We start from the raw sequence: 13,668 nt of genomic DNA, 5'->3' as shown, positions 1-13,668 counted from the left end.
AAACCATCATGGTCATGATCCAGAATATCTCGCCGATTGACGGTTCGGTCTATGCCGAGCGCGAGGCGATGTCGCTGGACGCGGCGCGGAGAGCCGTATCGAAAGTGCGCGCCGCGCAAAAATCCTGGGCGCGCCGCCCCTTGGAAGATCGCGTTCAACTGGTGCTGAAAGGTGTGGCCCGGCTGAACGAGATGGTGGACGAGGTGGTGCCTGAACTGGCCCATATGATGGGCCGCCCGGTTCGCTATGGCGGTGAGTTCAAAGGCTTCAACGAACGCTCCAACTACGTCGCTTCCATCGCAGCCGATGCGCTGGCACCGCTGGTCATCGAGGAAAGCGGCAATTTCGAACGCCGCATTGAGCGCGAAGCGCATGGTGTGGTTTTCGTCATTGCGCCGTGGAATTACCCTTATATGACCGCGATCAACACCATTGCGCCAGCCTTGATGGCGGGCAACACGGTTGTCATCAAACACGCCGCGCAGACTCTGCTGGTGGGCGAGCGCATGGTCCGCGCCTTCGTGGAAGCGGGCGTGCCGGAGGATGTGTTCATCAACCTCTTCCTCGATCACCAGACGACCTCGGCGCTGATTTCCGAAAGCCTGTTCAACTTCGTCAACTTTACCGGCTCCGTCGAAGGCGGTCGTGCCATCGAGCGGGCCGCTGCCGGAACCTTCACCGGCCTTGGTCTGGAACTTGGTGGCAAGGACCCCGGTTACGTCATGGAAGATGCCGATCTGGATGCGGCGGTCGACACGCTGATGGATGGTGCGACCTTCAACTCCGGCCAATGCTGCTGCGGCATCGAGCGCGTTTATGTCAACGGATCGCTGTTCGATGCCTTCGTTGAAAAATCCGTGGCCTGGGTGTCCAACTACAAGCTCGGCAATCCGCTGGAGCAGGAAACGTCCCTCGGCCCGATGGCCAATAAGCGTTTCGCCAAGGTGGTGCGCCAGCAGGTGGCCGATGCCGTTTCCAAAGGTGCAAAGGCGCTGGTCGATCCCAAGTTGTTTGCTGCCGACGATGGCGAAAGCGCCTATGTCGCGCCGCAGATCCTCATCGATGTCGATCACTCCATGGAATTCATGACCGAGGAAACCTTCGGCCCCGCCGTCGGCATCATGAAGGTGAAGAACGACGACGAAGCCATCGGTCTGATGAATGACAGCAAATACGGCCTCACCGCATCGCTGTGGACGCAGGATGCTGAGCGGGCAGGGCGCATCGGTCGCGAGATCGAAACCGGCACCGTCTTCATGAACCGTGCCGATTATCTCGATCCTGCTTTGTGCTGGACCGGCGTCAAGGATACCGGTCGCGGCGGCTCGCTGTCGGTCATCGGCTTCCAGAACCTGACCCGTCCAAAATCCTACCATCTGAAGAAAGTCACGAAATGAACATCGTCGCAAACTGGAGCTATCCAACCCCGATCAAGATGGGGCGCGGCCGCATCAAGGAATTGGCTGACGCCTGCAAGACGCTCGGCATCAAGAAGCCGCTGCTCGTCACCGACAGAGGCCTAGCCAATATGGCGATCACCGGCCACGCGCTGGATATTCTGGAAGAGGCAGGCCTTGGCCGCGCCATCTTTGCGGACGTGGACCCGAACCCCAACGAGGTCAATCTCGAAGCGGGCGTGAAAGCCTTTAGGGATGGAGGCCATGATGGCGTCGTTGCCTTCGGCGGTGGCTCCGGTCTCGATCTCGGCAAGGCCGTTGCCTTCATGGCTGGCCAGACCCGCCCCGTCTGGGATTTCGAGGATATCGGCGACTGGTGGACCCGTGCCAACTCCGATGGCATCGCGCCCATCGTTGCCGTGCCCACCACCGCAGGCACGGGTTCTGAAGTCGGTCGCGCCAGCGTCATCACCAATTCGCAGACCCATGTGAAGAAGATCATCTTCCACCCGAAATTCCTGCCCGGCGTGGTCATCTGCGATCCGGAACTGACGGTCGGCATGCCCAAGGCCATCACGGTCGGCACCGGCATGGATGCCTTCGCCCATTGCCTGGAAGCCTATTCCTCGCCCTTCTACCACCCCATGAGTCAGGGCATCGCGCTCGAAGGCCTGCGGCTGGTGAAGGAATATCTGCCGCGCGCCTTTAGGGATGGTACGGATATCGAGGCACGCTCCAACATGATGGCCGCCGCCGCCATGGGTGCCGTCGCCTTCCAGAAGGGTCTCGGCGCCATCCACTCGCTCTCGCACCCCATCGGCGCCGTCTACAACACCCACCACGGCATGACCAACGCCGTCGTCATGCCCGCCGTCCTGCGCTTCAACCGCCCCGTCATCGAAGACAAGATCGCCCGCGCGGCGGCCTATCTCGGCATCGAAGGCGGCTTCGACGGCTTCTATGATTATGTGTTGGAGCTTCGTAAGGAGCTCGGTGTTCCCGAAAGCCTTACGGCCATGGGCATCAAGCCTGACCGTGTGGATGAGCTTGTCGCAGAGGCCATCAAGGACCCAAGCTGTGGTGGTAACCCGGTGGAAATGACGGCGGAGAATACGAAGGCGCTGTTTCTGGAGTGCTTTTGATTGACGTGATTGTGCCCTGCCTGCTGTTAAGAGGCAGGGTGCTTAGGACGCAACGCAATATCTCACTTTGAAGTAGGCGGAGACAGGCCGCAACGCAGCAACCCTCATCCTGAGGTGCCCCGCAGGGGCCTCGAAGGACGAGGGTTGCGGGCTTGAGGCAGAGCGAGCAGCGGATGCTTCGAGGGCGCTGCGCGCCACCTCAGCATGAGGGCAGAATATGCGGCTCCCCCACCACTCTTCCCAACCCAAAAAAAGTCAAAAATTTTTTCTCCACGGCCACCAACCCCATGCCTACAATCTCCACACTTTCGCGGCTGGAGTGTTTTCGCGAGACACTGTCGGGGCAGGCGGAGGGTGGTGATTGGACGTAGACGTGCGGGTGATCATCAAATGCGACGACCGATGGGCCTGACTGATGAAATGTTCGAAATTCCGTAAACGGTTTTCGGACATGGAAGAAGAAAGGCACATCGGAAAACTGAACTCAGGCCGGTGCGTTCAACGCCCGGCCTGAGAATTCATAGGACTCGAGACCACGCAAATGCGGTACCGACGACGACCATACCTGAAACACTGCCGCATTTGCGTGTGTTCTCAAGGGCTTCAGCACACCTCGGGCGCATCTGCGCCGCGTGAACGGCGACGCTTGTCTTCAAGCTCTGCCGGATTTTTCAAAGGGCTGAACTGGAGACCCCGAGCAGAGCTATACAACAAATCGCAACGGCCATTTCCATTTCGTTAACCATCTTCGTTAACAATATACAGTGCACCATGAATGTCGCGGTGCGTTGAAGAGCGATGAAGTCAGGCTCTGCATTTGGGGGCCCTATGCCAGTTATCACATTTGCAAACACCAAGGGCGGCGCGGGCAAGACGACTGCGGTTCTGCTGCTGGCCACGGAACTTGCGCGCACCGGTCACCGTGTCACCGTTCTCGATGCCGATCCGCAATTGTGGATTTCGCGCTGGTCGGACATGTCCGGTGCGGTTCAGAACCTCTCGGTCATTTCCCATGTCACCATGGCATCGCTGGAAACCCATATCCGCGAAAACAAGGCCAGCACGGACTGTTTCATCATCGATCTGCCGGGCACCAAAAGTCCGCTGCTGACGATGGCGCTGGGCATTTCGGACCACGTCATCATCCCGGTCCAGGGTTCTGCTATGGATGCGCGCGGAGCTGCCGAGGTTCTCGAGCATATCGAATTGCTGAACCGCAAGATGGGCATCACGATTGATCACTCGGTTGTTCTCACCCGCGTCAACGCGATGGTCAGCACACGCTCGATGCTGGTGGTCAAAGCATTGCTCGCCGCCAAGAATGTCCGCGTTCTGGCTACGCCGATTGCCGAACGCGCCGCGTTCCGCGATATCTTCGACTATGGCGGCACGCTGGCTGCGCTCGACTGTCAAAAGGTCAGCAATGTCGACAAAGCCATGGAGAATGTGCGCAATTTCGCCAATGAGGTGATGAGCCTGATGCCTGTACGCGTCGTTCGCTCCGGTCGCGATCTCAAGTTTTTCAGCCGCCGGGCGGCCTAATCTTTTCAGGCGCCCGGTACAGATTCTGTCCGGGCGTATTTTGTGCTTGATTTGGAAATGATCGTTTCCTATATTGCCACTCATGACACAGCCAAGCCCATCCTTAATCAACACACGCCAGCGCGGACGTCCGCGTGAGTTCGATGTCGATCTTGCCATCGACAAAGCTATCGGCGTGTTTTCGGAACGCGGCTACCACGCGACATCAGTGGGGGATTTGACGCAAGCGATGGAACTGACGCAGGGTAGTCTCTACAAGGCCTTCAAGGACAAGAAGGACATCTATATTGCCGCCGTCGAGCGCTACAAACTGGTGCAATCACGGCGTTTCGAAGCGTCTGTTCAGACCGGCAGGAACGGGCGAGAAAAGCTGCTGGCGGGCATGAATTTCTATGCGGATGCCTGCGTCGGCCCATCCGGCGGGCAGGGGTGTCTCGTCGTCGGTGCCGCTGCCGATCTCGCCTCGCTGGATGACGATATGGCCCGCGTTGTGCGTGGCGCCATCGATGCCCGTGAAAACATTCTGGGTCGCCTTGTGCGTGAGGGGCAGGCGGATGGCTCGGTGTCAAATGTCAAGGATGCAGCCGCTTTGGCGAAGACGGCGCTTTGTATCATTTACGGCATGCGGGTGGTCGGCAAGACGGGGCTGACGAAAGCGGAACTGAGTTCAGTGGTCGATGTTGCCATGAAGGTTTTCGACTGATTTTTATGTGTATTTGGGAAATGAGTATTTCCTAATTTGGAGACGGGTAATGACATCTACGGTGCTCGGCGCTGAGGCCGCACAGGAAGAGACACTCTCTTCCGCCATGATTTTTCTGCTGGCCACGGCCTGCGGGCTGATCGCCGCCAATATCTATTATGCCCAGCCGCTCGCTGGCCCCATAGGCGCAGAACTTGGGCTGTCTGCGGCGGCAACGGGCTTGATCGTGACGCTGACACAGATCGGTTACGGGTTGGGACTGCTGTTCGTGGTGCCGTTGGGCGATCTCATCGAAAACAGAAAGCTGATCGTTATCACCGTCATCATGGCGGTTCTGTCATTGATCGGTGCTGCCTTCGCGCCGCATGCAGTACAGTTTCTCGCCGCCGTCTTTCTGGTCGGGGTCGCTTCGGTTGCGGTGCAGATGATCGTGCCCTTGGCGGCGCATATGACACCTGACGCCACACGTGGCCGCGTTGTTGGCAGCATCATGAGCGGCTTGATGATCGGCATCATGCTGGCGCGGCCTGTTTCCAGCGTTCTCTCGGAATTGGTTTCCTGGCGCGGCGTTTTCCTGATCTCGGCTGGTGTCATGGCCGTTCTGGCGCTCGTGCTTTACCGCCTGCTGCCACGCCGCATGCCGGATGCGAAGCTGCCGTACATCACATTGCTGGCCTCTATGGGCAAGCTGGCCGTAAACACGCGGCTCTTGCAGCGTCGCTCGATCTATCAGGCAGGCATGTTCTCAGCGTTCAGCCTGTTCTGGACAGTCACGCCGCTCTATCTCAGCGGGCCCGCCTTCCGCATGACGCAAAGCGAAATCGCGCTGTTTGCGCTGGCCGGTGCCGCCGGTGCTGTGGCGGCACCCATTGCCGGGCGGATGGCGGATCGCGGTTGGACATGGGCGGCGACGCTCTGTGCGCTGCTGGCTGCCATGGCATCCTTCCTCATGACACACATAGCACCGGAGGGCTCTCACCTGTCGCTGGCGCTGCTGGTGGTTGCGGCCATCGTGCTGGACTTTGCTGTCACCACCAATCTGGTACTGGGCCAGCGCGCCATCTTTACGCTGGGTGCGGAGTTCCGTAGCCGCCTCAACGGCATCTTCATGGCAACGTTCTTCATGGGTGGAGCTGTCGGCTCGGCGCTCGGTGGCTGGGCTTATGCGCAGGGGCAGTGGACAGCGGCCTCATGGCTCGGTTTTGCGCTGCCTGCGATGGCTTTTGCGTTCTTCCTGACGGAGCGCAGGGGTGAAAAGCGGGTGCCGAAGCTCGGGTGATGGATAGGTCTGCACCCCACGACCGTCATCCCGGCCTTGAGCCGGGATCTAGCCAGCCCAAGTCCTTGGGCTGAAATAACTTTTCCGCCGCGCAGACGCGCGTCTGCTGGACCCCGCATCAAGTGCGGGGTGACGGAGGTGAGGGGCGCGCCGCCGAAGACATCCTTCAATCTAGCCAGATAGCAGGGGTTCAAGTCCGGAATGACGGAGAAGAAGTGTACCCCTTACTCCGCGAACTCCACAACCACTCCCGGTCGGACCATCTTGGCCAGTTCCGTCGCATCCCAGTTGGTCAGGCGGATACAACCGTGGCTGTTGGTCTTGCCGATCTTGGAAGGTTCCGGTGTACCGTGAATGCCGTAAGTCGGCTTCGACAGAGCAATCCAGACCGTGCCGACAGGGCCGTTGGGGCCGGGCGGAATCTGCAGAATCTGGCTGTTCTGGCCCTGCTGGAAGTTGATCTTGGGGTTATAGGTATAGCCCGGATTGAGCGCGATACGCTCTACCGTATGTGTACCGGATGGCGACGGTGTGTCGGAGGAGCCGATGGTCGCCGGATAGGCGGCAATCAGCACGCCGCTCTCGTCATAGGCAAATACCTGCTTGATGCCCTTGTGCGCCACGATGCGGGCGACCTGTCCCTTTTTCGTGTCTCCGGGGCTGACGACCTTGATGATGGTGCCGGGAACGGTGAAATCGACGCCTGGATTGAGTTCCTTCAGATAGGTCTCGTCCATATGAAAGCGCTCGGCGAGCGCCTCTGATGTCGAGGTGTAGGCCATGGCCGGAAGCTGTGCCTTTTCGGCGTAGTCATCGGGAATGGAGGCCACGTAGGGACCTGCCGCGTCTGCTGCGGTAATCGTATAATCGACGATCGCCAGACCACCGGTGTTGCGCAGGCGCTCCAGAATGTCGTCGGTGTTGTTGGGGTCCAGACGCTCGCCCGTCATGTCCTGCCAAGCGGCAATCGCCTTGTTGACGTTGTCGCCCATCTTGCCGTCGATGACGCCGGGCGAAATGCCTTCGCGGTCGAGAAAGACCTGAAGTGCCACGATTTCCTGGCGCGAACGATTGACTGGTGCGGTGACCGGCTGGTTACGCTCGACGAGGTGATCTGGCTGCGGCACGATGGCCGTGGTGCTTTCGCCGGGCATGGGTTCGCCAAGCGGGCCGCTTTCGACATCGCCGGGGCGGGTTGCGACAGAGCCGGTATAGACATTGTCGTCGCTGCCATCGCCGCGATACTGGCGGTAATCGCGGGGCATACCGTTGCCCTGGTTGCCATACTGGCGCTGCGGCTGCTGATACTGGTCGGCCTGGCCCGGTGCCGGTGGGTAATAGTCACCGCCCTGATTGTAGTACGGGTCGCGATACGGGTCGGCCTGAGCCTCCCGGCGGGCTGGTGCGCCGCGCGGCATTTCCGTGGCCAGCAGGTTGCCGTAACGGTCGTAATAGACGGTGCGGCCCATGCGGTCTCGGCTGATGACGATGTCACCGCGCTCCGGCATATAGTCCACCACGCGCCCGTCAGGCGCGACAAGCATCGGCTGTTGAGCATTGGCCTGCAAAGGTGCCAGAATGGGTGTCGCCGCAGCCGCGAGACAAAACATTGCGTTAATTAAAAGTTTCACGATTCTGCGATCCCTGGGTTCTTGCCCATTACACACACGTTAATCTTGACCCTATTGTGAAAAAGGTGAATTCGAGATTAACGCAATCTTAATTTCATGACGTTGCGATAGCTTTTGTGTGATCGCTACGTCAACGATCGAAGCCAACGGATTGAAGAGGAGGATGCATGCGCGCCCTGCAAGCAGGACTATCCCCAACCATTTATCTGGACGAAACGTCCGTTTTCGACATCGGTGCCTGTGTGGTTGATGGCATCGATATTGCGCCCGGCCGGGCCATTCCCGATGATGGCGATGCGCGCATCGACCATTCGCTGGAAGGCTTTATGTTCACCTGCGGCCCCGACCACATTCGCCACCCTCAACCCATCGAAGGCGATGATAGCGGCAGGCGCTACCCTCTTCATGGATCGTTCTCGTCGCACCCCGCCGAGATCACCGACTGGGTGGTCTCGGAAGATAATGCGCGCGCAGCGGCAACGGTTCCGGTGGTTCTTGCAGATGGTGGCACAGCCCGTCTGGATCGGCAGTGGCACATTGACGGCGCAAGCGGCGAAATCAGCCTCGATGACACGGTTACCAACACCAGCGACCGGCCACGCCCGGTCTTTCATATGTACCACATGAACATCGGCGCACGGCTTTTCGATGACGACGTGCGGCTGGACGGTGAGATGTTCGAGGGCGGCGGGTTTGGCTGGCGTTTTGGCGAAGAGCCGGGCGGTGTGTTCTGCGTGCCGGTCACCGGTGAGGGCTGGGCGCAGATGTCTGTGGGGCCGATTGCAGCCATCGGCGGGCGCACCCTTCGCGTCGCCTTTCGTGCCGATACGCTGCCCTATCTCCAGATGTGGCGAAACCAGCAGAGTCCCGCAGATGTGATGGGTATCGAGCCCGTCTCGCATCGCTGGGTAGACCGTGCGCAATTGCTCGAGGCGGGAGAGTTCATCATGCTGCAACCGGGTGAAAGCAGGCGTTACGGCTTGCGCTTTTCTATTCTTTGAATGGCCATATTTTTGAAAAATCCTGTCATTGACGCACTGGATTTAACCCCTTACACCGAATGCGGATTTAGGGCGGCATGGCTTGAAACAGGCCAGATTGCTGTTGACGACAGGAGGATATGACGATGGATATCAGGCGTATCGACGACGACTATTCCGTAAGCGGCCAGATCAGCGTTGCCGATCTCGATGAGGTCAAGGCGCTCGGCTTCAAATCCATTGTTTGCCACCGCCCGGATGGTGAGGAAGAGGGTCAGCCTCTATTTGCCGACATCGCGGAGCGGGCCGAAGAACTCGGCATCGCCGTCGTGCACGTGCCGGTTGGACGCTTCGGCGTGGATGCCGATGCCGTGACCGGCATGGTGGATGCGCTGGACGAACTTCAGCGCCCGATGCTCGGCTTCTGCCGCTCCGGCGCGCGCTCCACGGCGATCTACGAAAAGACCCATCATATCCGCGGCTGATTTTCAGCCGTCATTTTCTGCCCAAAGTACCAACAGGAGTTTCAGCATGAGCATCAAGCGTATCGAACCCGGCAAGCGCATGAGCGGCGCCGTCGTTCACGGCAACACGGTCTATCTCGCTGGTCAGGTCGGTGAAGGCACGTCCGTGACCGAGCAGAGCAAGTCTGCCCTTGCCGAAGTCGACCGCTTGCTCGCGCTCGCTGGCTCCGACAAGTCGAAGATCCTCCAGACCATCATCTACATCTCCGACATGTCCACCTTCGGCGAAATGAACGCCGTCTGGGAAGCCTGGATCGACCCGGCAAACCCACCAGCCCGTGCGACAAGCGAAGCAGCGCTTGCGACACCGGATTACAAGGTCGAGTTCATTGTGACGGCTGCTGTTTGAGCGGTTTGATGTTTCGATGAGAAAGCCGGTCCTTTGGGGCTGGCTTTTTTGTTTGGGGTGGGTGTTGAGTTGATGTTGGTGGGGGTGGCTTACCCCCCTCTGCCCTGCCGGGCATCTCCCCCTCAAGGGGGGAGATCGACTCGTGGAGAGGTCTCGCCCATCTTCAATGCTGCGGATTGAGCGGTGAGCATGCGTCTTTCCAATCTCCCTCCTTGTGGGGGAGATGTCCGGCAGGACAGAGGGGGGTAAGCCACACGCACTGCCGTTTGCTATCTTGTCAAGCAGACGGAAATTCTGTTTCGTTTTGAATCCCTTATCTCTATCATTTCAAAGATTGAGTCAGTGCCTTCGAAAGTTGATTCAAATCCACGACACGCTCGTCAAACCAAAGCCGAGCAAGATCACTTATCGACGCGAGGTTGATCCCGTCCGGGTCGATAGACGTGATTTTCCAAGCGCCTGATTTCTTCCCCGCCAGGGCTGCCAGACGCGATGCCTCGCCCTTTATCGCATTGAGACGAACTGCTTCAGCCTCCGCTGCTGCCATGAATTGCTCAGCGCCGGAAAGATTGGTGCGCAGATCAGCAGGCGTGATGTTGCTGGCATTGCGTGCAGGGCCGCCATTGATCTGGACGCCTTCTGTGTTCAATCGGTAAAGCTGGGTGTCTGGCAGCGCGAGATAGAGCTTGGCCTTCGGATATCGAGCGATATAGCGCGCTTTGGCGAGCAGTACCTCATTCTCGCCGATGAGTTCGGCTTTTCCCACCAGCGTCAGCCTCGGCAACGTTAGCGCATCACCTTTGTTGAAGTTCGCAAGTACCAGGGAAATACGCGGGTCGGCTTCGATGTTGCGGGCGTGGAGCGCGAGGCGGGCGGTGAAAAAGAAGGGGGTGCCATCCGGTTCGACGGCGATGTTGGTGGCCGTGTTGTAGGGATAGCCGCTATGCGGATCGAGCGTGGCGAGACCGGCGGTGCGCGACGTGTGGAGCACATCGCGGGCGACGCGGACGGCCTCGAAGGGTGCACCAACGGATGGTTCGACTGTGGCGCTGCGTGCGGTTATGACCGCTGGTGTCTGCTCTGCCATTTATCTTTCCTCATTCCTGTTGATGTCACAGGAATCCAGTGCCGCGCGTCTGCGTGGCGGACGACTCCTTTCAGCCCAAGGACTTGGGCTGACTAGATTCCTGTGACAAGCACAGGAATGAGGTGGACGGCAAGGGCGACATTACGTCCGCTCACGAATCTGCGTCAACGTCCGCGCAGGCGTAATCGCCTCCGGGTCCAGCTTCACTTCGATAATCGCTGGCTTGCCGCTGGCTCTGGCGCGCTCATAGGCGGGGCCGAAGTCTTCGGTCTTCTCCACCAGTTCACCGTGGCCGCCATAGGCCTTGGCGAAGGCGACGAAGTCGGGGTTGACGAGGTCGGTGCCGCTGACGCGGCCGGGATATTCGCGTTCCTGATGCATGCGGATGGTGCCGTAGGTGCCATTGTTGACCAGCACGGTGATGATCGGCAGGCCGTAGCGCACGGCGGTGATGAATTCCTGGCCGTGCATCATGAAGCAGCCATCGCCCGCAAAGCAGACGACTTCGCGTTCTGGAAACAGGTGCTTGGCGGCGACTGCGGCTGGCAGGCCGTAACCCATGGAGCCGGAGGTTGGGGCAGATTGCGTGTTGAAACGCTGGAAGCGGTGGAAGCGGTGCAGCCATGTGGCGTAGTTGCCCGCGCCATTGGTGAAGACGGCGTCGACGGGCACATTGGCTTCGATCCAGTCCATAATCGGGCCCATCTGCACCGGGCCGGGTCCTGTCTTTGGCGGGGTGGACCATTTGAGATACGCGTCGTGCATGGCAGCGGTGCGGTCTGCCCAGACCGGGTTTTGGGGCGCCTCAAGGCTTTCCAGCGCGTCAACGAAATCGCTGGTGGAGGCGCAGATGGCGAGATCGGGGCGATACATGCGGCCAAGCTCTTCGGCATCCGGGAAGATGTGCACCAGCGTCTGCGACGGGTAGGGGATGTCGAGCAGGGTGTAGCCGGAAGACGGCATTTCCGACATGCGGCTGCCGAGAAGCACGATGAGATCGGCCTCTTTGATCTCTTTCGACAGCGTCGGGTTGATGCCGATGCCGACGTCGCCCGCATAGGATGGGCTGAGGTGATCGAACAGAGCCTGACGACGGAAGGAGCAGCCGACGGGCAGCTTGAAGGTTTCAGCGAATGTCTTGAATTTCGCCACGCTGTCTTCCGTCCAGCGCGTGCCACCGACGATGACCATGGGACGCTTGGCGTTGCCCAGAAGCTCTGCGAATTTTGCCATCTGCTTCGAGCCGGGGTGGTTTTCCACCGGCGTGTAGGGTTTGGCCTGCGGTGCGTCCACAAGATCGACCAGCATATCCTCTGGAAGGCTCAAAACGACAGGGCCGGGACGACCGGATGTGGCGATGGCGAAGGCGCGGGTGACGAATTCCGGGATGCGGCGGGCATCATCGATCTCGCCGACCCATTTGGCAAATTCGGTAAAAGCGCGGCGGTATTCGACCTCCTGAAAGGCCTCACGCTCACGTGCATCGCGCTGCACCTGACCGATGAAGAGGATCATCGGAATGGAATCCTGCATGGCGATGTGCAGACCAGCGGAGGCATTGGTTGCGCCGGGACCGCGTGTGACCATGCAGATGCCGGGCTCGCCGGTCAGCCGTCCCCAGGTATCGGCCATCATCGCTGCGCCGCCTTCCTGGCGGCAGACAACGGATTCGATGCCGCTTTCGTAGAGTGCATCCAGCACAGCCAGATAGCTTTCGCCCGGCACGCAGGAGACGCGCGACACGCCATTGGCTTTCAGGGCTTCGACAATCAACTGTCCGCCGGTTCTCTTCATGGCGCAATGGTCCTTTCAATATCAGCCAGTTCGGCCAGAACTTCGTCCTGATGCTCGCCCAGACGAGGGCTCGGTCGATTATAGTGCAAAGGTGTCTCGGATAGCACGATGGGGGTGCGGACGCCCGGAATGACGGTGCCATCGGCGGCTTCCAGATCGACGCGCAGGCCGCGGGCCTGAACCTGCGGATCAGCAAACATTTCCTCGATGGAATTGATGGGTCCAGCGGGCACGGCATTGGTTTCGCAGGCCGTCAGCAGATCGCGCTTCATCCATTTGAGCGTTTCAGTGGAAACGATCTGGCGGACCTCGACCTTGTGGGCGACGCGCGCCTTGTTGGTCGCGTAGCGTTCATCGTCCGCGATCGCGTCGATGCCGAGGATTTTGCAGAGGCGACGGAACTGCCCGTCATTGCCAACGGCCAGAATGAGGAAGCCGTCAGCGGTGGGCACCACCTCGTAAGGCGAGATGTTGGGGTGGGCATTGCCCAGCCGCACGGGTGCCTTGCCGGAAATGAGGTAGTTCATGTTCTGGTTGGCCAGCACGGTAGACTGCACATCCAGCAGCGCCATATCGATATGCTGGCCCCGGCCGGTGCGCATGGCGTGGATGAGGGCAGCCTGAATGGCGGTGACGGAATAGATGCCGGTGAAAATATCGGCCACCGCTACGCCCGCCTTCATCGGCTGACCATCCGGCTCGCCGGTAATCGACATGAAGCCGGACATGCCCTGAACGATATAGTCGTAACCGGCAAAATCCGCGTAGGGCCCGGTCTGGCCGAAGCCGGTGATGGAGCAATAGATGAGCTTGGGGTTCAGCGCTCGCAGCGACTGGTAATCCAGCCCGTATTTCTCCAGCCCGCCACGTTTGAAGTTCTCAATGACGACATCGGCGGTTTTCACCAGCCGACGCACGGTCTGGCGACCTTCCTCGGTCTTCAGATCAATGGTAATCGAGCGCTTGCCGCGATTGGTGGAGTGGTAATAGGCGGCAGAAAGGTTATCGCCATCCTTGCTCTCCACGAAGGGCGGCCCCCAGGCGCGGGTATCGTCGCCGACATCGGGGCTTTCCACCTTGATGACATCGGCACCCATATCGGCCAGCATCTGCCCGGCCCAGGGACCGGCCAGCACGCGCGCCAGCTCGATCACACGAATGCCCTTCAAGGGCGGCTGTTTCTTATCGGAAGTCTCTGCCATGTCTGTCTCACACATTTCAGAAGTTTATAGACGGGCCC

12 protein-coding genes are annotated in these 13,668 nt (G+C 59.7%); 8 read left to right on the top strand and 4 right to left on the bottom strand.

Annotation, left to right across the window (positions count from 1 at the left end; genetic code table 11):
* Positions 1-8: 8 nt before the first annotated feature.
* The 5 genes from HRR99_RS10220 (at position 9) to HRR99_RS10200 (ending at position 6,063) form a co-directional block, all read left to right on the top strand.
* Entirely contained in the window at positions 9-1,397 is a 1,389-nt protein-coding gene (locus HRR99_RS10220; protein WP_233121535.1) for an aldehyde dehydrogenase family protein, read from the top strand.
* A complete protein-coding gene (locus HRR99_RS10215; protein WP_233121533.1) occupies positions 1,394-2,539 on the top strand; it encodes an iron-containing alcohol dehydrogenase in 1,146 nt (381 codons plus the stop codon). The genes HRR99_RS10220 and HRR99_RS10215 overlap by 4 nt, the downstream gene beginning before the upstream one ends.
* Before the next feature lie 828 nt (positions 2,540-3,367).
* A complete protein-coding gene (locus HRR99_RS10210; protein WP_233121532.1) occupies positions 3,368-4,081 on the top strand; it encodes a ParA family protein in 714 nt (237 codons plus the stop codon).
* Positions 4,082-4,163: 82 nt separating this feature from the next.
* Positions 4,164-4,784 (top strand): TetR/AcrR family transcriptional regulator, encoded by a 621-nt coding sequence (locus HRR99_RS10205; protein WP_233121530.1) that lies wholly within the window; start codon positions 4,164-4,166, stop codon positions 4,782-4,784.
* Between the two features lie 49 nt (positions 4,785-4,833).
* Positions 4,834-6,063 (top strand): MFS transporter, encoded by a 1,230-nt coding sequence (locus tag HRR99_RS10200; RefSeq protein WP_233121529.1) that lies wholly within the window; start codon positions 4,834-4,836, stop codon positions 6,061-6,063.
* A gap of 224 nt (positions 6,064-6,287) precedes the next feature.
* Here the strand turns inward: HRR99_RS10200 and HRR99_RS10195 are convergent, their stop codons facing one another.
* Entirely contained in the window at positions 6,288-7,673 is a 1,386-nt protein-coding gene (locus HRR99_RS10195) for a L,D-transpeptidase (protein WP_233123475.1), read from the bottom strand.
* Positions 7,674-7,861: 188 nt separating this feature from the next.
* Here HRR99_RS10195 and HRR99_RS10190 point away from each other — a divergent pair, with 188 nt between their 5' ends.
* From HRR99_RS10190 to HRR99_RS10180, 3 genes are all read left to right on the top strand, one after another.
* Entirely contained in the window at positions 7,862-8,695 is an 834-nt protein-coding gene (locus HRR99_RS10190) for a DUF4432 family protein (protein WP_233121527.1), read from the top strand.
* A 125-nt stretch (positions 8,696-8,820) separates the two neighbouring features.
* Positions 8,821-9,159 (top strand): protein tyrosine phosphatase family protein, encoded by a 339-nt coding sequence (locus tag HRR99_RS10185; RefSeq protein WP_065698253.1) that lies wholly within the window; start codon positions 8,821-8,823, stop codon positions 9,157-9,159.
* Between the two features lie 46 nt (positions 9,160-9,205).
* Positions 9,206-9,547 carry a RidA family protein gene (locus HRR99_RS10180; protein ID WP_045228803.1) on the top strand — a complete coding sequence of 114 codons (342 nt, stop codon included), beginning with the start codon at positions 9,206-9,208 and terminating at the stop codon, positions 9,545-9,547.
* 322 nt (positions 9,548-9,869) lie between these two features.
* On the opposite strand, the gene HRR99_RS10175 is transcribed toward HRR99_RS10180, so the two are convergent.
* The 3 genes from HRR99_RS10175 to caiB form a co-directional block, all read right to left on the bottom strand.
* Positions 9,870-10,634 carry a HugZ family pyridoxamine 5'-phosphate oxidase gene (locus HRR99_RS10175; RefSeq protein ID WP_233121526.1) on the bottom strand — a complete coding sequence of 255 codons (765 nt, stop codon included), beginning with the start codon at positions 10,632-10,634 and terminating at the stop codon, positions 9,870-9,872.
* A 141-nt stretch (positions 10,635-10,775) separates the two neighbouring features.
* Positions 10,776-12,428, bottom strand: a complete 1,653-nt coding sequence (locus HRR99_RS10170) for a thiamine pyrophosphate-binding protein (protein WP_233121524.1) — start codon at positions 12,426-12,428, stop codon at positions 10,776-10,778.
* Positions 12,425-13,630, bottom strand: a complete 1,206-nt coding sequence (caiB, locus tag HRR99_RS10165; protein WP_233121522.1) for a succinate--glutarate CoA-transferase — start codon at positions 13,628-13,630, stop codon at positions 12,425-12,427. Before caiB ends, HRR99_RS10170 begins: the two co-directional genes overlap by 4 nt.
* Positions 13,631-13,668: the final 38 nt, after the last annotated feature.

The sequence above is a fragment of the Agrobacterium vaccinii genome, from assembly GCF_021310995.1.
Lineage (GTDB): Bacteria > Pseudomonadota > Alphaproteobacteria > Rhizobiales > Rhizobiaceae > Agrobacterium > Agrobacterium vaccinii.
This window is presented reverse-complemented; position numbering and strand designations above follow the sequence as displayed.